At 67.6% G+C, this 20,939-nt stretch carries 17 protein-coding genes; 5 read left to right on the top strand and 12 right to left on the bottom strand.

The window, feature by feature from the left end:
* Positions 1–8: 8 nt before the first annotated feature.
* From IP65_RS07890 to IP65_RS07925, 8 genes are all read right to left on the bottom strand, one after another.
* Positions 9–1,454: an alginate export family protein gene (locus tag IP65_RS07890; RefSeq protein ID WP_054131334.1), complete on the bottom strand. Its 1,446-nt coding sequence runs from the start codon at positions 1,452–1,454 to the stop codon at positions 9–11.
* Positions 1,451–1,906 (bottom strand): DoxX family protein, encoded by a 456-nt coding sequence (locus IP65_RS07895; RefSeq protein WP_054131335.1) that lies wholly within the window; start codon positions 1,904–1,906, stop codon positions 1,451–1,453. The genes IP65_RS07890 and IP65_RS07895 overlap by 4 nt, the downstream gene beginning before the upstream one ends.
* A 5-nt stretch (positions 1,907–1,911) precedes the next feature.
* Complete coding sequence (locus tag IP65_RS07900; protein ID WP_054131336.1) at positions 1,912–2,802, bottom strand: hypothetical protein; 891 nt, start codon at positions 2,800–2,802, stop codon at positions 1,912–1,914.
* 14 nt (positions 2,803–2,816) lie between these two features.
* Positions 2,817–4,664: an amidohydrolase gene (locus IP65_RS07905; protein ID WP_054131337.1), complete on the bottom strand. Its 1,848-nt coding sequence runs from the start codon at positions 4,662–4,664 to the stop codon at positions 2,817–2,819.
* Between the two features lie 4 nt (positions 4,665–4,668).
* On the bottom strand, positions 4,669–4,923 hold the full coding sequence (locus tag IP65_RS07910; RefSeq protein ID WP_054131338.1) for a XapX domain-containing protein: 255 nt from the start codon (positions 4,921–4,923) through the stop codon (positions 4,669–4,671).
* 190 nt (positions 4,924–5,113) lie between these two features.
* Positions 5,114–5,791 carry a hydrolase gene (locus tag IP65_RS07915; protein WP_022677547.1) on the bottom strand — a complete coding sequence of 226 codons (678 nt, stop codon included), beginning with the start codon at positions 5,789–5,791 and terminating at the stop codon, positions 5,114–5,116.
* Between the two features lie 32 nt (positions 5,792–5,823).
* Complete coding sequence (gene dps / locus IP65_RS07920; protein WP_054131339.1) at positions 5,824–6,306, bottom strand: DNA starvation/stationary phase protection protein Dps; 483 nt, start codon at positions 6,304–6,306, stop codon at positions 5,824–5,826.
* A gap of 4 nt (positions 6,307–6,310) precedes the next feature.
* On the bottom strand, positions 6,311–7,141 hold the full coding sequence (locus IP65_RS07925; protein ID WP_054131340.1) for an alpha/beta fold hydrolase: 831 nt from the start codon (positions 7,139–7,141) through the stop codon (positions 6,311–6,313).
* 183 nt (positions 7,142–7,324) lie between these two features.
* Here IP65_RS07925 and IP65_RS07930 point away from each other — a divergent pair, with 183 nt between their 5' ends.
* Both IP65_RS07930 and IP65_RS07935 read left to right on the top strand, forming a co-directional pair.
* On the top strand, positions 7,325–7,960 hold the full coding sequence (locus tag IP65_RS07930; protein WP_054131341.1) for a response regulator transcription factor: 636 nt from the start codon (positions 7,325–7,327) through the stop codon (positions 7,958–7,960).
* Entirely contained in the window at positions 7,950–11,009 is a 3,060-nt protein-coding gene (locus tag IP65_RS07935; RefSeq protein ID WP_156306472.1) for a sensor histidine kinase, read from the top strand. The genes IP65_RS07930 and IP65_RS07935 overlap by 11 nt, the downstream gene beginning before the upstream one ends.
* Positions 11,010–11,015: 6 nt before the next feature.
* Here the strand turns inward: IP65_RS07935 and IP65_RS07940 are convergent, their stop codons facing one another.
* Positions 11,016–11,999, bottom strand: a complete 984-nt coding sequence (locus IP65_RS07940; RefSeq protein ID WP_156306474.1) for a VacJ family lipoprotein — start codon at positions 11,997–11,999, stop codon at positions 11,016–11,018.
* A 291-nt stretch (positions 12,000–12,290) separates the two neighbouring features.
* On the opposite strand from IP65_RS07940, the gene IP65_RS07945 reads away from it, so the two are divergent.
* Positions 12,291–14,111: a bifunctional diguanylate cyclase/phosphodiesterase gene (locus IP65_RS07945; protein WP_054131343.1), complete on the top strand. Its 1,821-nt coding sequence runs from the start codon at positions 12,291–12,293 to the stop codon at positions 14,109–14,111.
* A gap of 7 nt (positions 14,112–14,118) precedes the next feature.
* Here the strand turns inward: IP65_RS07945 and IP65_RS07950 are convergent, their stop codons facing one another.
* The 3 genes from IP65_RS07950 to IP65_RS07960 are packed head-to-tail and all read right to left on the bottom strand — an operon-like array spanning position 14,119 to position 18,617.
* Positions 14,119–15,693, bottom strand: a complete 1,575-nt coding sequence (locus IP65_RS07950; RefSeq protein WP_054131344.1) for a carboxylesterase/lipase family protein — start codon at positions 15,691–15,693, stop codon at positions 14,119–14,121.
* Positions 15,690–16,676 (bottom strand): alpha/beta hydrolase, encoded by a 987-nt coding sequence (locus IP65_RS07955; RefSeq protein ID WP_054131345.1) that lies wholly within the window; start codon positions 16,674–16,676, stop codon positions 15,690–15,692. Before IP65_RS07955 ends, IP65_RS07950 begins: the two co-directional genes overlap by 4 nt.
* Positions 16,677–16,733: 57 nt before the next feature.
* A complete protein-coding gene (locus IP65_RS07960) occupies positions 16,734–18,617 on the bottom strand; it encodes a bifunctional sugar phosphate isomerase/epimerase/4-hydroxyphenylpyruvate dioxygenase family protein (RefSeq protein ID WP_054131544.1) in 1,884 nt (627 codons plus the stop codon).
* Positions 18,618–18,811: 194 nt separating this feature from the next.
* On the opposite strand from IP65_RS07960, the gene IP65_RS07965 reads away from it, so the two are divergent.
* Together IP65_RS07965 and IP65_RS07970 are read left to right on the top strand one after the other, a co-directional pair.
* Positions 18,812–19,561 (top strand): TetR/AcrR family transcriptional regulator, encoded by a 750-nt coding sequence (locus IP65_RS07965; protein ID WP_082349938.1) that lies wholly within the window; start codon positions 18,812–18,814, stop codon positions 19,559–19,561.
* 77 nt (positions 19,562–19,638) lie between these two features.
* Positions 19,639–20,877 carry an MFS transporter gene (locus IP65_RS07970; protein ID WP_054131346.1) on the top strand — a complete coding sequence of 413 codons (1,239 nt, stop codon included), beginning with the start codon at positions 19,639–19,641 and terminating at the stop codon, positions 20,875–20,877.
* Positions 20,878–20,939: the final 62 nt, after the last annotated feature.

Below are 20,939 nucleotides of genomic sequence, written 5' to 3' on the forward strand. Positions count from 1 at the left end.
TTTCCCTTTCAGAACCGGAACGAAGCTTCACCGGCAAACAGATCGATCGGCCGGCCGGCGCCGGCCTGGACCAGAAAGCCGCCGGGCACGAAATGGCTGGCAGAGGCAGTCAGCGCCAGTTCGCGCGTGGCCTGCCAGGTTACCACCGCCTCTGCCTGCTTGCCGAGAAAGCGCGCCTGGCCGGCCGTGGCGGGGTGCAGCTGGCGGCCGGGCACATCATAGACGCCGTCGCCCCGGCTTTGCCGCCAATAGGCCATGCCCGTAACACCCAGTTGCACCGCGCCGCCGTTCAGCTTACCCAGCGCGAGCGTGAGCGCGGGGTGCACATCGATCAGGTTGCGCGGGCCCAGCGGCGAAAGCTCGCCAAAATACTTGCCTTTGGGAAACAGCGGGTTGAAGCCGTTGACCCGGCCATCGGCGGGCGCCTTGTCGCCACTCGCGAGATCGACATGGAGCGACAGATCGGGCGTGGCCGGCAAGGCCGGAAAGCGGCGCCCGGCGCGCAGCGCCACCGACCAGGCATGGATCGGCGCGCCGGCCAGGCGCCCGCCCTGGGCCATCGCCTCGATATCCCAATAGGCAGACCCGGCACGCCCGGCGCTGCGCAGGCCCAGGGTAATGCGCCGTTCGTCACCCAGGCCGCCGGCAAATCCGGCCTGTTGCAGGCTGGCGGCGCGATCGTGATAGACCATGGCATAGGCATCGATCCGCGCGGCATGCCCGCTGCCCAGCCAGCGCGTGGCATAGATCCCCCACAGCGCCTTTTGCCGTGAACGGCGATCGTCCATGCTGTGCGGCCCGGCCGCGACCGGCACCAGGTAGAACAGGCTGGCAGTATAAGAGCCGGAATCGAGCAGCGCCCGCGTGCCATCGAACGGCAGCGGCGTATTGGGGCCATAGCGCGTGCCGACCAGCCGCTCGCTGCCCAGGCTGACCAGCTGGCGCCCGCCTTCCAGGCGCAGCGTGGTGCCCGGCGCGATCGGCACGGTCACATCGGCAAAGGCCTGCAACAGATCAACGCCGGTGCGATCGACCGGCGACGGTCCGCCGACCACGCCCTGCGCCGCATTGGCCAGGCCCTGAACAAACACGCGAAAGCGGCCGACGTGCAGATCGGCATGGGGCATCGCCCGCCAATAGCGCGCGGTCTGACCCTGGGTTGCCTCAACCCGCGCGCGCAGTTCCAGGCCGGTCGACAGCCACACCTGCGGCGCCGCCAATGGAATGTATTTCAGCGGCGCGGTCCACCGCGCGCGGCGGGCGGCGGGGTCGGCCAGGCTCGACCAGTTTTCGGTATAGCGCGTGATGGTCAGGGTGGGCGGGCGCCAGGCCTCGATCACGCTGCGTGGCAGGGCATCCTGATCGGCAGACTGCTGCGCGCGCGCAGCCCCATGCGGCACCAGCGCCGCCAGCATGGCCGTGACGACGGCCCGGCCGGCGCGGCGCCGGCTCACATGCGGCCCTCGCGCCGGGCATGTTCGGCCACCAATGCCGCCAGGACAAAGCCGCCGGCTAGGCCAAGATGCTCGAAAAACGCGTTGGTGGCGGCAAAGCGCGCCGGCCCCTGCAGCGCCCAGAACGGATTGGCGAGGCAGGCCGCCAGCACGGTGAACACGCCCAGCATCCCCGCACCCAGCCACACCAGCCGGCCGACCAGGATCAGCGCAGGGCCGATCAATTCCACCGCAATGGTCGCGGCGGCCCACAGCGCCGGCGGCGCCATGCCGAAATGCGCCTGTTCGGCAACGGCGCCGGGCCAGTCACCCAGCTTGGCCAGCGCCCCCACCAGATAGGCGCCAACCAGCAGCAGCCGGGCAACAAACCAGGTGGGCGGCCAATCGAGAATGGCATCGACAAAGCGCGGATCGGCCGGGGCAGCGAGACGACCAGGCGTGGGTTTTACCATGATGCTTAACGCATCGCGTTCTGGTGGATTTCGGCGATGTAGCCGCCCGGGAAGCGCACCAGCGCGGCACGGCGGCCGCCCACTTCGCGCGCCGGCACCAGGGTTTCCACGCCAGCGGCGGTCGCCTTGGCCAGAGTGGCGGCCAGATCGGGCACGGCATAACCGGTCATGTCGCGGCCCCAGGGCCAGGGCAACTGGCCATTGGACACCAGCACCGTCAATTTGCCATAGCCGCTGTCGATCATCACGCGGCGGATCGGGGCCGGCAGCCCCGCCTCGGCGCCCGGCGCGGTCTTGTCGTCAGACACCACGTGGCCATGGGCAAAGCGGGTCCATGCCGCGATGAACGCGTCGGCGGCATCGGCGGTCAGGTACACGCGGTTTTCCGGCACCGTGGCCAGCGGCGCATAGTGCGGCGTGGCTGTGTGCCAATAGAGCTGCATGTTCACGCCGCCCGGCCACTGCACCACCACGTCGCGGCCGATCGGATCGGGAAAGGTTTCAATCAGGCGCGTGGCACCGGCGGCGCGTGCGGCCTGCACCGCCGCGTCCATGTCCGTGACCAGATAGCCAGTGCGTTCGGCGCCAAACGGATAGGGGATCGGCGTCTTGAACCCGAACACCGAGACCGTGCCTGCCGGCGTGAGCACAAGCTGCGACTTGGTCAGGCTGGGCGTGGGGGTAACCTGAAATTCGCCCTGCTTGCTGGTGGTACCGCCAAACGTGGCCTGGAACGCGGTGACGAAGGCGTCAAACTGCTCCTGCGGCACATAGACGTGGGTGGTATCGTACTGCGGGCCAACGGCATAATCGGCCATCGGCACCGGCTTGGCCGCCAGTGGGGCCGAGGCCGTCAACAGCGCGGCCGCAAGGGCGAGGGAAAGGCGCAGCTTCATCATCGTTTCTCCTGTCAAACCGCCCAGCAGCCGCAGCCCAGTGCGCCCCAGAACGTTTGCACATCGGCAACCGGCGCGGCCTGACCCAGCGCAGCGGCATGATCGTGGCCATGGACACCGCAGGCGGTGGCGCAGCCGCAGGCATTGGCCAGCATGTTCCGTGCCTGGTCGGTCTGGTAATAGCCGCCGAACGTGTTGACCGGCGACCAATCCGGCATGGCCGGCGGCAGATCCGGGGCCAGCGGGGCAAAGTCCCCCTGCCCGTGCACCACTTCGCCGCCCAGCAGCGTCAGCACGCTGCGGATATGGGCGATATCGTGCTCGGGCACGGCGAAGTAATCGGCGCTCAAGAGCGCGCAATCGGCCAGCTGGCCGGCCATGATCTGGCCCTTCTTGCCCACCTCGTTGGAAAACCAGGTGTTCTCGTGCGTCCACATGGCCAATGCCTTTTCGCGGCTGACGCGATTGGCGCCGGGATAGAGCGCCATGCCGCCCACCGTCCGGCCCGTTACCAGCCACGAGAGCGACACCCACGGGTTGTAGCTCGCCACGCGGGTGGCGTCGGTGCCGGCGCCCACCGGAATGCCCGCCGCGATCATCCGCGCGATCGGCGGCGTGCGCTCTGCCGCACGATGGCCATAGCGTTCGACGAAGTATTCGCCCTGATAGGCCATGCGGTGCTGCACGGCGATGCCGCCGCCCAGCGCTGCGATGCGATCGATGTTGCGGTCGCTGATCGTCTCGGCATGGTCGAAGAACCAGTTGATACCCGTCAGCGGGATATCGCGGTTGACCTTTTCATATACATCGAGCGCGCGCGAAATCGTCTGGTCATAGGTGGCGTGCAGCCGCCAGGGCCAGCGATGCTCGGCCAAGAGGCGGATGACCGGCTCCAGATCGCCTTCCATGCTTGGCGGCATGTCGGGGCGCTCCACCCGGAAGTCCTCGAAATCGGCAGCCGAATAGACCAACATCTCGCCCGCGCCGTTGTGGCGATAGGTGTCATCGCCCTGTCCGGGCGAAACCTGTTTCACCCAGCCGGCGAAATCGGCTAGCTCTTCCTTGGGCTTTTGCGTGAACAGGTTGTAGCTGATGCGCACGGTAAGCTGGTTGTCGGCGTGCAGCTTTTCGATGATGGCGTAATCGTCGGGATAGTTCTGGAAACCGCCCCCGGCATCGATCACCCCGGTCACGCCCAGGCTGTTGACCTCCCGCATGAAATGGCGGGTGGAATTGACCTGGTAATCCTCGGGCAGCTTGGGCCCCTTGGCCAGCGTGGAATAGAGGATCGTGGCATTGGGCTGGGCCAGCAGCAGCCCGGTGGGATTGCCGGCGGCATCGCGCACGATCTCGCCGCCGGGCGGATTGGGCGTGTCCTTGCCATAGCCCACCACCCGCAGCGCGGCGGCATTGAGCAGCGCGCGATCATAGAGATGCAGGATGAACACCGGCGTATCGGGCGCCACGGCGTTGAGTTCGGCCAGCGTCGGCAGGCGCTTTTCGGCAAACTGGTGCTCGGTAAAGCCGCCGACCACGCGCACCCATTGCGGCGCGGGGGTGCGGGCAACCTGGGCTTTGAGCATGGCCATGGCATCGGCCAGGCTGGGCACGCCGTCCCAGCGCAGCTCCATGTTGTAATTGAGGCCGCCCCGGATGATGTGCATGTGGCTGTCGATCAGGCCGGGGATCAGGCGACGCCCGCCGGCATCGATCACGCGCGCCTGGGGCGCGGCAGCGGCGCGCACTTCGGCTTCGCTGCCCACCGCCAGGAAGCGCCCGTCGCGAATGGCCACGGCCTGCGCCTGGGGATTGGCGCGATCCAGCGTGGTGACCTTGGCGTTGACGATCAGGGTATCGGCCATGGCCTTACGCGTCCTTTTCCGGTGCGGAGCCATCGGGCAGGCGGCCGAACACGTGGCTGCGGCAATCGGTGCGGACAAAGGCAGTAATCGAATGGCCGGCAGCGGCATGGCGCAACAGCGGCACCACCTGTTCGCCCACCAGGATGCCCAGCAGCCCGACCAGCGCGATGACCGGCGGCGCGGGGGAACGCACCCCGATCAGCGAATAGACAATGCCGACCAGCAGGCCGGCCGCCAGCGACGCAAGATATGCCTTCATGGCGCAGTTTCCTTGGGGAAACGGCCCGCCCCGCAAGAGGGATGGGACGGGCCGCCGGGGGGATTGGTAACAAAGTCTGCAATTTCGCCTGATCGTCACCCCGGGCTTAGCCCAGGGTCCCGCTTCCTCGTCAGCGCACGGCCAGAAGCCAGCGGGATCCCGGATCAAGTCCGGGATGACGGAGACAGGATCAATGCTCGGCGCCGCCCACCACTTCGTGCGCGAACTGGCCGCGCTGCGGCGCGCCGTGCAGCATGGTATAGGCATAATCGACGCCCATGCCGTAGGCACCGAAATGCTCGCGCGCGATGGCCATGACGCCGTCATAGGTTCCGCGCCGCGCCCAGTCGCGCTGCAGTTCCAGCACGGCGTTGATCGTGGTCAGCGAATGGGCGCCGGCCTGCTCCATGCGGCGGATCGCCACATCGTGCGCTTCGGGCGAGGTGCCGCCCGAGGCGTCGGTGATGATATAGACCTCGAACCCTTCCTCGATCGCGCTGAGCGTGGGGAAGAGCAGGCAGGCTTCGGTCCACAGCGCGGCGATTACCAGCTTCTTGCGGCCGGTGGCCTTGACGGTGGCGACCAGTTCATCGCTGTCCCAGCTGTTCATCGAGGTCCGCTCGATCGGGGTCTGCTGCACCACGTCGAGCAGTTCGGGCCAGATATAGCCCGAGAACGACTTGGTCTCCACCGCCGTCAGGATGATCGGCGCGCCGAACAGCTTGGCCGCCTTGGCCAGGGCGACGGTGTTGTTCTTGAGCTGCTGGCGATCGATGCTGGTGACGCCAAAGGCCATCTGCGGCTGGTGATCGACGAAGATGAACACGGTGTCGTCAGGATTGATCAGCGACTTGGCATGAAAGGTCATGGGATCTGTCCTTGAATGAGAAAGGGTGTGGGTCAGTCGGCCAGCAGATGGGCTTCGAGCAGCCACAGCTGCTTGTCGCTCTCGCGCGAGATCTGGGTGAACAGGTCGGCGGTGGTGGCATCGCCCTCGCCCGCCGCGCTGTCGATCGCGGCGCGCACGGCCTTGCCGAACAGCGCCAGGCTGGCCGCCAGCGTGCGGATATGCGCGTCACCGCCATGGGCGGCGAGCGGATATTCGTAGAGCGTGGTGGCGCCGGCGGTGGTCTGCACCCGGCCATCGGCGACATGGCCCAGCGTGGTGATCCGCTCGGCCAGGAGATCGACGAATTCCTCTACCTGGCCATGCACGGCATCGAACAGGCCGTGCAATTGCAGGAAGTGGCGGCCGCGCACGTTCCAGTGCGCCTGCTTGGCCTGCGCTTCCAGGTCGAGCGCATCGGACAGCCGGGCCTGGAGCAGCGCCACCGACGCCTTGCGGACGTGGGCGGAAAGATCGATGCTGGTTTCGTAGGTCATCGGCTCAGGCCTTGAAGAAGCTGAGCAGATCGGCGTTGATCACCTCGGGATGGGTCGAGGCCATGCCGTGGGGGAAGCCGGCATAGGTCTTGAGCGTGCCGTGCTTGACCAGCTTGATCGCCAGGTGGGCCGAATCCGCGATCGGCACGATCTGATCGTCTTCGCCGTGCATGATCAGCACGGGCACATCGATCGCCTTGAGATCGTCGGTGAAATCGGTTTCGGAAAAGGCCTTGATGCAATCATAGTGGGCCTTGGCGCCGCCCATCATGCCCTGGCGCCACCAGTTGTCGATCAGGCCTTGCGAAACCTTGGCATCGGGGCGGTTGAAGCCGAAGAACGGGCCTTCGGGCACATCGCGGAAGAACTGCGCGCGGTTGGCCAGCAGCGCCGAACGGAACCCGTCGAAAACGTCCATCGGAAGGCCGCCGGGGTTGGCCGGGGTTTGCAGCATGATCGGCGGCACCGCGCCGATCAGCACGGCCTTGGCCACGCGGCCGGGCTTGGCCCGCGCCACATAGTGCGCCACTTCGCCGCCGCCGGTGGAATGGCCAACGTGGATCGCATCCTTGAGGTCGAGATGATCGGCCAGCGCCGCGACATCGGCGGCATAGGTGTCCATCTCGTTGCCGTCGTCGGTCTGGGTGGAGCGGCCGTGGCCGCGGCGATCGTGCGCGATCACGCGATAACCCTGCCCCAAGAAGAACATCATCTGGGCATCCCAATCGTCGGCAGAAAGCGGCCAGCCGTGGTGGAAAACCACCGGCTGCGCGGTCTTGCTGCCCCAGTCCTTGTAGAAGATTTCGGTGCCATCGGCGGTGGTGATCGTGGGCATGACGTGAAGGCTCCCCTTCCGGCCGCGACACCAGGGGCAACCTTTGCCCGGTGCGGCCAGCTTTGTGTTCCAGCCCAAGTGTGCGCCCTCGCGCCTGCCCTGCCAGCCCCAGCATGGGGGCTGGGCGCACCCCCATTTCGGGTGGCTACCCAGGCCGCGACACGCGTGGTATCGCCTTCGTCCATGCCCGCGCGCACCGATACCACGATAGGCATCCTGATTGCCGACGATCACCCGATGCTGCGCGAAGGGGTGGCCGCCGTTATCGCGATGCAGCCCGACATGGCCGTGGTGGGCGAGGCAGCGACCGGCGATGAAGCCGTGGCGATGTACGATGCCCTGCGCCCGGCGGTGGTGCTGATGGACCTGCGCATGCCGGGGATGACAGGGCTGCAGGCGATCGAGGCGATCCGCGCCCGCCATCCCCAGGCGCGCATCCTGGTCTTGACTACCTATTCCGGCGATGCGCAGGCGCTGCAGGCGCTGCGCGCGGGGGCGGCGGGTTTCCTGCTCAAAAGCAGCCTGCGCCGCGAACTTCTCGGCGCGATCCGCACCGTCCACGAAGGCCAGCGTCACCTGGCGCCCGATGTGGCGCAGGAAATCGCGCTGCACGCGATCGACGAGCCGCTGACCCCGCGCGAAACCCAGATTCTGCAACTGATCGCCTCGGGCCATGCCAACAAGCAGATCGCCTGGACGCTCAACCTGGCCGAGGAAACGGTCAAGTCCGGCATCAAGAACATCTTCGGCAAGCTGCATGTCAACGATCGGACCCACGCCGTGACCAAGGCCGCGCGGCGGGGCATCATTGAACTGTAGGCGCGGCATTGCCGTGCTGGCGGCCGGCGGGCTGGCGCTCATGGCCAGTGCGCCGATGGCCCAGCGGCAGGGCCAGGCCCAAGCGCCAGTTCAGGCGCCGGTTCAGGCGCAAGCGGGTGTGCTGGCGGGATACAAGCACGAACACTGGACCCTGGAAGAAGGCGCGCCGGGCCGGATCAACGCGCTGACGCAATCGCGCGACGGGTTCCTGTGGATCGGCAGCGTGGAAGGACTGTTCCGCTTTGACGGGTTGACGTTCGAACCCGTGCCCCAGCCCGGCGGCCAGGGCGCGCGGCTGGTGGTGTCGCAACTGGCCAGCGCGCAGGACGGCACCGTGTGGGTGGGGCTGGGCCGTGGGCGCGGGGTGATGGCCTGGCGCGATGGGCGGCTGGTCGACATGGCAATGCCGCATCCCTCGCGCCAGGTCACCGACATGGCCCAGGCGCCCGACGGCGCGATGTGGGTGGTGCGGGGCGGCCGCAGTGATGGCACCCTGGCCCGCTATGCCGATGGGCGCTGGCAGGAATTCGGCCAGGACGCCGGCTTGCCCGCCGAACAGGCGTGGAGCACGGCGTTTTCCGCCGATGGCACGCAATGGCTGGTAACCGAACGCCAGGTGCTGATCCGCCCGCGCGGCAGCCAGCGCTTTGCCGCAACCGGCATCGCGGTTACCCCGCGCGCCAGCCTTGCCGCCGGGCCCAAGGGGGCGATGTGGCTGTCAGACGCGGCCGGCACCCGCCGGCTGACCCTGGCGCAAGGCCGCGTCACGGCCGGGGCGCGGCTGGCGATCAACCCCGATCCGGTGGGCGGCACGCGCATGCTGTTCACTGCCGACGGCGCGCTGTGGGAAACCACCTGGAACAGCGGCGTGCAGCGCCTGACTACGCCCGATAAAGCCACCGGCAGTGCGCAGGCCGCGCCTGCGGCGATGCGCCGTTTCAGCTTCGATGCCACGCAAGGGCTGACCTCTGACCAGACCCATGCCCTGTTGCAGGATCGCGAGGGGAACCTGTGGATCGGCACGGAAATGGGGCTGGACAAGCTGCGCCGCGTGCCGATCGTGGTGGAAACCGCGATCCCTGCCAATTCGCCCACCAGCTATCGCCTGGCCGGCGGCGATGATGGCGTGGTCTATGTTGGCGATGCCCGCGCCGCCTATGCCATTGCCCCTGGCCAGGCGGCGCGCACGATCCTGCGCTTGGCCAGCCCCGCTGCCGCATTGTGCACGGCGCGCGGGGGCGGCGCATGGCTGGTGACGGGTGAACGCCTAGTGCGGCTGAACCCGCGCGGCGCGGCCGGGCCGGCCATTGCCCTGCCGCGCGGCCTGATGCCGCTGGCCTGCGGGCAGGATGGCGCGGGCCGCATCTGGCTGGCGGCGCTGGACCAGGGGCTGTGGTGGCACGAAGGCGGCGGCTGGCACACCCTGGCGACACCCCGCGCGCTGCCCGCCAACATCGCGATTGGCGGCGATGACCGGGCGATCGTGGCATTTCGCGGGCCGGCGCCGCGCGGGGCAGATCTGCCGTTCGTGGCGATTTCGCCCACGCAGTTGCAGGTCGACGGGATCGAAGGCCTGCTGCCCAGCCCCCTCGGCGATGGTCCGCTGATCAGCGGCGCGCGTGGTCTCCAGGCGCCATTCGCGCGGGGCAGCACACCCGTGCTGGCAAGCGCAAACCCCTGGGCAGCCTCGCTCAATGGCCTGGTGTGGACGCGCAGCGGCGATGGCTGGGGCATTGGCGATAGCGGCATCGTGCAGATCCACCGCACCGATCTGGTGCAGGCGTTGACGCACCCCGGCCAGGCGGTGCCCTGGCGCCGGTTCGATTTTCGCGATGGCCTCAACAGCTTTGCCCAGAAGGCCGCCGGCGCCCAGGTGGCGCAGGGCGGCGACGGGCGTATCTGGTTCCTCACGCGCCGCAACTTGGTGTGGATCGATCCGGCCGCGCTGCGCCGCAATCTGCTGCCGCCCGCAGTCATGGTGCGCAGCCTGGTGGCTGGCGGCACGGCGCGGGCGCCGAGCGCCGGGCTGCGCCTGCCGCCGGGCACGCGATCGGTGCGGATCGATTTCACCGCCACGAGCCTGACCGTGCCGCAACGCGTGCAGTTCCGCACCCGCCTGTCTGGCCCGGGCCTGCCAGGGCAATGGACCGCACCATCGACCGAGCGCAGCGTGACGTTCAGCGATCTGGGGCCGGGCCGCTATACGTTCCAGGTCATCGCTGCCAACGAGGACGGCGTGTGGAACGCGGGCGGCCAGACCATGCAGTTTGCCATCGCCCAGCGGTTCTACCAGACCTGGTGGTTCCCCCTCGCCGCGATCGTGGCGCTCTCGGCCATGCTCTATCTGCTCTACATCGCGCGGGTGCAGTACCTGGGCCGGTTGATCCGCGATCGCATGGCCGAACGCACCAGCGAGCGCGAACGCATTGCCCGCGAACTGCACGACACCTTGATCCAGGGCGTGCAGGGCCTGATCATGCGCTTTCAGTCGGTGGCCGATCACCTTTCGCACGATCCCGCCGCGCAAGCCGTGCTGACCCCGGCGCTGGACCGGGCCGAGGAAATGCTGATCGAGGGGCGCGACCGGGTGAAAGGCCTGCGCCGCCTGGAAGACCGCCACTTGCGCCGCGAACTGCAACGCCTGCTCGACAACCTGGTCACCGGCGCCAGCCTGACGCTGAACGTCAAAGGCGAAGTGCGGCCGCTGCACCCCGATATCGTCGATGAAATCCTCGCCATCGTGGGCGAGGCGCTGTGCAACGCGGCGCGCCATGCCCAGGCCGATGCGATCGATGTGAACGTGGAGTATGGCGCGCGGGCGCTGGCGGTGTTTGTCAGCGACGATGGCATCGGCATTGCCAGCATCGATGGCGAGGACGGCGCGAACGGCAGGGCGGTAAGCGCGGCGCTGATGAAGGGCCATTATGGCCTGATCGGCATGCGCGAGCGGGCGCGGCGCATCGGCGCATCGTTTTCCATCGAAAGCGGGCATCGCCTCGGCACGCTGGTGCGCCTGTCGGTGCCGGCGCGCCTGGCCTACGCCGCCTGAATAGCGTCAAGGCGCGGTGGGCAAGGCAGGTTCGGGCGTGGCGCTCTTGTGCGGATGGCGCAGGTTCTCGATCTCGGCAGCGCGGCGCTTGAGATAGAAGTCGCGCGTGGCGTTGTAGGGATCGGCCGATTCCGCGCGGAACTTCTTGAGCTGGCCATCGATCGCCACGCGGTCGTCCAACCCGCCGATCACCGTGACGGCCAGGCCATACGGCACGGTATCGAGTGGCTCGCCCACGGCCAGCGGGAACCAGGATCGGTCGACCGTGGTGCCGATAAGGTCGCGCAGCGTGGTCGGCCCGATCAACGGCAGGAACAGGTATGGCCCCGATTTCACGCCGTAAAAGCCCAGCACATCGGCCAGGCCATTGGGCCGATAGGGTATCTTGAGCGGCTTGGCCTTGGCCACGTCGATCAGCCCGGCGAGGCCAATGGTGGAATTGACGGTAAAGCGCACCAGCACCTGCCCAGCCTTGCCAAACTTGTGTTCGAGCAGGAACGCCACGAAGTTCGACGGCTCACGCAAGTTGTAGAGCGCATTGTGCAGCCCGTGGCGCAGCGGCGATGGCAGGCCGTGGACATAGAGCCGCGCCACCGGCGCCACCACCAGCTTGTCGCCCTTCTGGATCGCCTCGTAAGACTTTTCGTTGACGGCGTGGACCGGGTCCTGCCGCGAATAGGCATCGCCCTGCACCACGATGCCGGGTTCTTCCTGCACATCTGCAGGTTCGGACGGGGGCATGGCGGCCGGCGGCGCCGTAGGCGCAGGCGTGGTGGGCCCAGGCGTGGCGGGCGCGACCGCGGGCGGGGAAACAGGCGCGACGACAGATGGGGCAGGCGTTGCGACGGGCGCTGCCTGCGCCACGGGGGGCTGGCTGGGCGGCATGGCGCTGGATGGCGCCTGGGCATGCGCGGTTCCTGCCAGCAGCAAGCCGGGCGCCGCGACCATGGCCGCCGCCCACTTGCAGCCGGCCGACTTTGCTTTTCCCATCGTCGTCATATCCTGCCACTTGGCCGGATTTCCTGTACGCCAGATGAACTGAAAGCCGCATTTCCGTAAATTACGGGCAGTCCCCGCAGGTGTAACAATGCTGCGTCAATACGCGACAAGTTGAGTGCTGAAAGCCGGTCCAAATCGCGGCAAAATGGGACAAGATCCCCCAGGTGTGCGCCCGGCCAGTGGCCCGCGCCATGCGGAAAACCCGTAGATTTCCATATAACAGAACCTTAAGCATGCGGCCGGCATGATCCATGGCTGCTGCAAAGGGCTGGCCTTGACGCGATGCGCGATTTTCAAAGCACCATTCTGGAAATGATCGCCCGCGGCGCGCCGCTGGCCGCCACCATCGACCGGCTGTGCCGCGAGGTGGAGCGCCGCGCGCCCGGCGTGGTCTGCTCGGTGGTGACAGTCGATGCCATGCGCCGCCTGCGCCCACTGGCTGCGCCCAGCCTGCCGCCTGCCATGCGCGCGGCGTTCGACGGCATTGACATCGGCCCTGGTGTCGGCGCCTGCGGCACCGCGACGGCGCTGGGCATCGAGGTTGTCTCTGCCGATATTGCCACCGATCCCGCCTGGGCGCCCTATCGCGATCTGGTGCTGCCCCTGGGCATCAAGGCGTGCTGGTCGCGGCCGATCATGGCAGGCAATGACCAGCCGGTGGGTGCCTTTGCCTTTTACTATCACGAAGCGCGCGGGCCTTCGGCGCTGGAGCGCGTGCTGGTGGACCGCTCCATCGCGCTGTGTGCCATCGCGCTCGATCGGCAACGGCGGGTGGAAGAGCGGGATCGCCGCGCCAATACCGATGGGCTGACCGGCCTGCCCAACCGCTCCGCGTTCAACACCGCGATGGCCACCGTCGATTGCAGCCAGCCCGGCAACTGGGCGCTGTTCCTGATCGACCTGGATGGCTTCAAGGCGGTGAACGATACCTATGGCCACCACGCCGGTGACCGCTTGCTGGTGCAGGTAGGGCAGCGGCTGGCACAAATGGCCGCGCCAGACACGGTGTTCCGCATCGGCGGCGACGAATTTGCCGTGCTGGTGCAGGATGACGAGCACCTGCGCACGCTCGATGCCCTGGCAGAGCGGCTGCTCGACGGCTTGAAAGTGCCCATCACCATACCAGGCCACGTGCTGCGCCCGGCCGGCACCATGGGCATCGCCATCTTCAACGCCGGCGATGTGACGCCCGAACGCGTGCAGCAGAACGCCGACTTTGCGCTCTATCACGCCAAGGACGTGGCGCGCGGTGGCTCTATCCGCTTTTGGCCGGGCATCGGCACGCGGATGACACGGCGCATTACCGCGGTGCGCGAGTTGGACGCCGCGCTGCGCGAGGGCCGCCTGGTGGCGCATTACCAGCCGGTGGTAGACCTTGCCACCGGCACGGTGAGCGGGCTGGAGGCGCTGTGCCGCATCCGCATGGGGCAGCGCCTGCTATCGGCAATGGCATTTCACGATGCCACCAGCGATCCGCAGACCGCCAATACCCTGACGCGCGAGATGATCCGCCAGGTAGCGCGCGATGCCCGCACCTGGCTCGATCTAAATGTGCCCTTTGCCCGCGTGGGCATCAATGTCAGTTCAACCGACCTGCACAGCGCCGGCTTTTTCGACGCCACCGCCACCGCGTTCGAGGAACACGGCGTGCCGCTGGACATGATCATCCTGGAAGTGACCGAGGCGGTCTATATGGATGATGATGGCGGCGTCATTCGCCGCTCGGTCGCGGCGCTGCGCGAACGTGGGCTGAAAGTCGCGCTCGATGATTTCGGCACCGGATTTGCCTCGCTCACCCATCTGATGACCGTGCCGGTCGATTACATCAAGATCGACAAGTCGTTCGTGGATCGCATCGCCACGCACCGGCCCAGCCAGATCATCGTCGAAGGCGTGATCGACATCGCCACCAAGCTGGGCATCCAGGTGGTGGCCGAAGGCATCGAGGCGGCTGACCAGGCGCAGATCCTGCAAAGCCTCGGCTGCGTCCTGGGCCAAGGCTATCTCTATTCGCACGCGGTCGATTGCGATGCGATGACCGCGCTGCTGCGCGGCGGGCCGCTGCGGACCCTGCCAGCCCCGCGCGTGCAGCAGCAGGCCTGATCACCCGTCAATCGCGCGGGCGGGTGGCGCGCGGTGGCTCTGCCCCGGTTGTCCCGAACAGCGCCATGTCGGCCCAATGGGGCCAGGCAATCACTGCCGGCTGCTCTCCCAGCCAGACCAGGCGCGGGCGGCGCGGATCGAGCGCGGGCCAGGTGCCGATCGGCGCGCTGGCCGGAATGCCGCGGCGGGCAAAGGCCAGGAGCGCGCCTGCCATGGTGTCTTCCAGCGCCTGGTCCACCCCTTGCCAATCGCGCGTCACGCGAAACAGGTTGAGCGCGTCGCGCGTGCGCAGCCAATAGGGCACGTCACCGGTGTGATAGGCACCGACGGTGGCCGGATCATGATCGGAAAAGACCACCCCCGGGGCATAGGGCTGCCGCCGGGCAAAGAGATAGGCATAGACCGGCTGCGCGCCAAAGCGGCGCTGCGCCGCCGCCCAGTCGGCCATCTGCCGCCCGACAGTGGCATCGCGGGCGATATCGGCCGCCGCGCGCGCCGGAACGACACCAGAATAGGCCGCCAGAATGGCATCGGCCTGCGTGCCAAAGCGCGCCTTGACTGCGGCGGCCAGATCCTGCGCGGTGGTCACCGGCCCGAGCGGGCGAAAGCTTTCGTCGCGGGTATAGCCGATCAGCACGGGCACATCGTTTTGCCCACGGGCGGCAAACACCGCTTCCGCGCTGCCGGTGATCACCTGTCCATCGCGCACGATCGGGCTGCGCGGGCTGGCAGCGGCAATGATGCGGTCGCCGGGCAAGGTGCGCAGCTGCGCCAGCGAGGTCGCGCCCAGTTCCTTTTGCAGGGCCAGCCCTTGCGCCTCTCCCTCCGCCAGGGGTGCGGGGCCGAGCATGCCGCCAAATGGGCTGCCGCTCATCGCCACGGCACGGGCAAACAGACCGCGCGCCATCGGGCTGATCTGCAACAGCGCCACCGACATGGCCCCGGCCGATTGGCCCACGATCGTGACGTTATCGGGATCGCCGCCAAAGCGGGCGATGTTGCGCTTCACCCATTGCAGCGCGGCGATCTGGTCCATCAGGCCATAGTTGCCCGAGCCATGCCCGCTTTCGGCCGACAGCGCGGGATGCGCCAGGAAGCCGAGAGCCCCGACGCGGTAGGCGATATTGACGCGCACCACGCCCTCGCGCGCCATCGGCTCTCCCGAATAGTTGGCCATAGAGGCGGAACCGATGTTGAACCCGCCGCCATAGATCCACACCACCACTGGCGCCTTGCCCGCCGCCTTGGCCTGTGGCGCCGGCGCCCAGATGTTGAGGTAGAGGCAGTCCTCGCTCGTCGCCTCGTTGCCGAAATAGTGGTTCTGCAGCGATCCGCGCAGCGGTTGCAGGCATTCGGGGGCATAGCGATCGGTGTGCAACGTGCCGGCCCACGGGACAACCGGCTGCGGCGCGCGCCAGCGCAATTCGCGCAAGGGCGGCGCGGCAAACGGCACGCCCAGCCATGCCTGAATGCCCGAGGGCAGCGTGGTGCCCTCGATCATCCCGCCATCGACGGCGATGGGCGCGGCCTGCGCCGGGGCCGCGAGGCCGAGCGCCAGCGCCGCCAACAGGCGTCGGATCACTTGCCCGTCCCGGCCGGGCCCGGAACCTTGAGCACGCGGTGGAAGAAATCGAACGTGGCATTGAGCGCCTGCATCGATGCGGCGTGGGTTTCGGCCGGCGTGCGGCCGATGAAGCTGTGATCGACATGGGGGATGTAGATCGCCGTGACCGGCACGCCCGCTGCCTTCAACGCCGCCTCGCCCAGGTGCGATTGCGCCACGGGCACGGTCTTGTCTTCCTCGCCATGGATCAGCAGGAACGGCGGGTCTTTCGCGTCGATATAGGCGACCGGGCTGACACTGCGGAGCTTGTCGGCACTGCACGGGCCATCGCATCCCAGCAGGCGGGCACCGGCCGAATTGCCATCGGGCGTGGCATTCATGCCGGCAAAGTCATAGACGCCGTACCAGGTCACCGCGCCCTGCACGCAAGCATCGGCACCGGCGGCAGGATCGAGCGCGGTGTTCTGGCAGGTCAGCGCGGTCAACGCGGTCAGATGCCCGCCGGCAGAGCCACCCCACAGCGCCACGCGCGCCGGGTCGATGGCATATTGCGCGGCGTGCCCGCGCAGGAAGCGCAGCGCGGCATTGGCGTCCTGCAGCTGTGCGGGAAACTTCGCCTCGCCCGACAGGCGGTATTCCAGGCTGGCGACGGTGAAGCCTTCGGCCGCGAGCGCAGCAAGCACCTTGGGCCAATCGGCAAAGGCACCGGAATGGCGGGTGTGCCCGGCCATCCAGCCACCGCCGTGGATATAGAGCACCAGCGGATGCGGTCCCTTGGTGGACGGCACATAGATATCCAGCGCTTGCGGGCGATAGCCGGGCAATTGCTGATAGGTCACATCGCGCCAGGCCTTGACCCCGCCGGGAAAGACCACCGGCACCTGGGGAAAGCGATCGGCCAGAACCGGCGCGGCTGCGGTGGGGAAATCGCGCGCGGGTGCCACGGCCGGCGTGGCGAGCAGGGCCAGCAGCCCCAGCGCAGCGGGAAGGCGTGCAAACATCAGGTCTCTCTCCATGGTCTTTGTTATCGTTGTGTCGTGCGGGGCGTGCCCGGTCGGTCAGTCGGGAAAATCGGGCTTGTGGCGGGCCTGGGCGGCCAGGCGGATCGGCGCGTTGACCGCGCCATAACCGGCATAGCCGCGCCGCTCGACCACCTCGAAAAACACCCGGCGGGCAAAGGCACGACTGTAGAATTGCAGATATTCGGCCTCGCCATCGCGGTCGTAGAGAATGTCGCGCGCGGCCATGGCCTCGATCAGGTCGGGCTCCAGCCCCCAGCGCGCCTCCAGATCGTCGTAATAGTTGCGCGGGATCTCCAGGCGCGGCAGGCCCTGGGCATGGGCGGCATCGGCCACGGCGACGATATCGTCGGTGGCAAAGGCGATGTGCTGCACGCCGGCGCCGAAATAGTTCTGGATGAAGCGCGAGGTGAGCGATTGCGCCGCCAGCGAGCCATTGAGCGTGAAGCGCACCGAGCGATCGGGGTTTTCCACCGCCTGGCTCTGGATCAGACCCATCGGATCGGCAATGTCGAGCTGCGGCGTCTTGCCCACGTCGAACAGCGCGACGTAGAACAGCAGCCAGCTGAGAAATTCCTCGTACAGCATGGTCTGCGCAATGTGATCGATGGCCAGGCGCGGGCCGGGCACGGGATCTTCGAGCCGGTGGGGAAATTCGTGGGCCCACATCGCCGCGCGGGTGGCGGCATCGACGAAATAGATCAGGCTGCCACCCACGCCGCGCACGCTGGGGATCGGCCATTCATCGGGCGCCAGCGCCTGGGTGAACTGCGGCACGCGCAGGAAATCGGCCCGCGCCAGCGCGCCGGGCACATCGTCCACCGCCAGGCCGAGCGCGCAGACCGAGGCGCCGTGGACCACGTCGAAACTGTGGGCGAGGCCTTCGGGTTCGCAGTTGATCACGATGTTGACCGGGTTTTCCAGCCCCTGCGTCCAGCGCGTCACGTCCTTGCTGCGGTGGCGCGCGGTCGGGCGAAAGCCCAGCGGGCGCAGCATCGCCGCCAGATTTTCCGCCTCTTCATGGCTGGCGGCAAATTCGATGAATTCGACCCCGCTGGTCTTCACGCGCGGTGGCAGGCTGGTGGCGCTGGCCGAAGGGCGGGTGATCCCGCCTTCCAGCAGGCGCAGCGCGCGATAGCCATCGACCGCCACCCCGCTCGCCGATCCGGCACGGAACCGGTCGTTGAAGATTTCCAGGCTCCAATAGCCCTGATAGCCGATCTTGCGGATCGCGGCGGCCCAGTCATCGAGCGGGAAATCGCCTTGCCCGGGCATGGAGCGGAAATGGCGGCTCCACCCCAAGTGATCCATGTCGAGCATCGGGGCGTCGGCCACCTGGACGATGAACAGCTTGTCGGCGCGGATATCGCCGATGCTGGACGAGGGAATCTTGCGCGACAGCGAGTGGAACGAATCCAGCACCAGGCCCAGCGCGGGATGATCGGCATCGCGCACGATGCCCCATGCCTCGCGGTGATCGTGGACGTGCCGGCCCCAGGCGAGCGCTTCATAGCCCAAGCGCAGGCCGCGGGCGGCGGCGCGCTCGGCCGCCTCGGTCAGGTCGGCAATGGTCCGCTCGCGGTTGCCATCGGCGATCGGCGAACAGCTGGAGCAGACCAGCAGCAAGTCGGTGCCGAGTTCCTGCATCACGTCGAACTTGCGCTCCAGCCGGTCGAACGCGCGGGCGCGCTGCGGCTCGGGCAGGCCATCGAGATCGCGGAATGGCTGGAACATCGTGCAGACGAGGCCCAGGTCACCCATCAGCGCGGCAATCTCGCGCGCGGAGAGATTCGTCGAGAGCAGGTCGTTCTCGAAGATTTCGGCGCCGTCATAGCCGGCCGCGGCGATCGCCTGCAGCTTGGCCTCGAGCGTGCCCGAAATCGATACGGTGGCGATGGATGTCTTGAATGCGGGATTCGTCATGGCCGCCTGCCGTTCGTTGCCTTTGGTTTCCTGCCCCGGCCACGGGCCTATCACGGGCCGCTGCTTGACAAAAGCAAAAATGTTAGGGACTAGTTCGTTACATAAATTGATCTGGCCCAGGGAGCGGAAACGAACCTGCCGGGCCTTGCAACGAGGGACAGGTGCGGCAAGGAAGGGCATACGGCGCAACCAGGATGGTGCCCGCAGCGATGCGGGGCCAGGCCGATGCGCGCGCGATTGCCCAGGAGAGTTCCTTGCCGGAAGACGACGCCCCCGCCCCGCTTGCCGAGGCTTCTGCCGCCACCGCCGCAAAGCCGCCCCGCCGCTCCCGCGCCGAAACGCGCGAGGCCGCGATCAACCAGATCGTGGACATCGCCACGCAGGAATTCGTGGAAAAGGGCCTGGCCGGCGCGCGGATTGACGAGATCGCCGGCAAGGCCACCAAGCGCAAGATCTACTATTATTTCGACGGCAAGGAAGAGCTTTACCGCGCCGTGCTGGAGCGCGCCTATCGCCGCGTGCGCGACAGCGAGGCGCAGGTGGATATCACCACCGGCACCGCCGAGCAGGCACTGCGCCGCCTGATCGAGCATGACGTGCACTATCACGCGCGCCACCCGGAACTGGTGCGCCTGGTGATGAACGAGAACATCCACCACGCCCAGCATCTCAAGCAGATCACCGAACTGCCCAGCCGCAACCACAGCGTGATCGATATCCTGCGGCAACTGATCAGCCGGGGCGAGGCTGAGGGCAGCTTTCGCGTCGGGATCGAGCCGGTCGATCTGCATTTCAACATGACGGCGCTGGCGTTCTACAACGTTTCCAACCAGTTCACTTTTGCCCACAATTTCGGCGTGGACATGACCAGCGACAGCGCGCTGGCCCACCGGGCACGCCAGGTGGCAGACATCATAATCGCCTGGGTGACGCGCAAGGATTGAGCGCCTGGCCGTGGCCTGCAAAGGCTGCGGCCGCGCCGGCCTGCACCGTCATCCGCGCATGCGGGAGAGAGACAGGCATGGCCACACCCATCACAGCAAGCGCCGGCACGTGCCCGGCGCAATGGACCCGCACGGGCCTGGCCATCGTGGCCCTGTGCTTTGCCATCAACATGGCCGACGGCATCGACGTGACGATCCTGTCGTTCATTGCGCCGCGCATCCAGGCCGATTGGGCGATCGGCGCCGATACCATGGGCCTGCTGTTTGGCGCGGGACTGGTCGGCATGGCGATCGGCGGCATGGGCATTGCCCCTCTGGCCGACCGGCTGGGCCGCCGCCGCATCATCCTGGCAGCACTGGGGCTGATGTCGGCCGGGATGGTCGCCAGCGGTTTTGCCGGCTCTGTGCCCATGCTCTATGGCTTGCGCGTGGTGGTGGGCATGGGCATCGGCACGGTGCTCGCAGCGATGGCCGCGCTGGCCGCTGAATCCGCGCCAGCCGCGCAGCGCAACCTGGCGGTGGGCATCGTCCAGGCGGGCTATCCGTTCGCCGCGGTGTTTACCGCGCTGCTGACGGCGCATCTCCTGCCGCTGTGGGGGTGGCACAACCTGCTGCTGATGGCGGGCGGGTTGACGGTAGTGCTGTTTCCCGCCGCGCTGCTGATCCTGCCGCGCGCCGGTGCAGCGCGGACGGCCGATGGCCCGGCGCGCGAACCGGCAGGGCGAATCGGTGACCTGCTTTCTCCCGCCTTCCGTGCTCGCACGCTCACGCTGTGGGCGGCGGTGTTCTGCGGGCTGATGGTGCTCTATTTCATCGTCAGCTGGATCACCAAGCTGTCGATCGCGGCCGGCCTTTCCGAAACCGACGGCATCTATGCCGGGGCGCTCTACAATTTCGGGGCATTTGTCGGCACGGCGGGGATGAGCATGCTGGCCGTGCGCGTCCCGCTGGGGCGCCTGGTGCCCGGCATGCTGGTCAGCGCGGGGGTCGCCATGCTGGTATTCGGATCGCTCGCCATGCCGGTGGCGGCCACGCTCGCCCTAGCTTTCCTCATCGGGGTCACGCTGCAGGGTGGCTACAACGGCGTGTGGCCGCTCGCCGCCTCGGTCTATCCGGCGCGGATGCGCGCCACGGGCGTGGGCTGGGCGATCGGCCTGGGCCGCGCAGGCGCGGTGATCGGCCCGATGATGGGCGGTTGGCTGATGGCGGCCAAGGCGCCGCTGCCGCTACTGTTTGCCGCCTATTGCCTGCCGCTGCTGGCCTGCGCCGCCGCCGCATTTGCCGTTGACCGCATGTCTCGGCGTGTTGCGGAATAATTTGACAGGAACTAGTTCGTAACATAAATGAGTCGTCGGAAGGCGAAACGGCAAACGTTCGC

The sequence above is a fragment of the Novosphingobium sp. AAP1 genome (assembly GCF_001295765.1).
Classification (GTDB): domain Bacteria; phylum Pseudomonadota; class Alphaproteobacteria; order Sphingomonadales; family Sphingomonadaceae; genus Novosphingobium; species Novosphingobium capsulatum.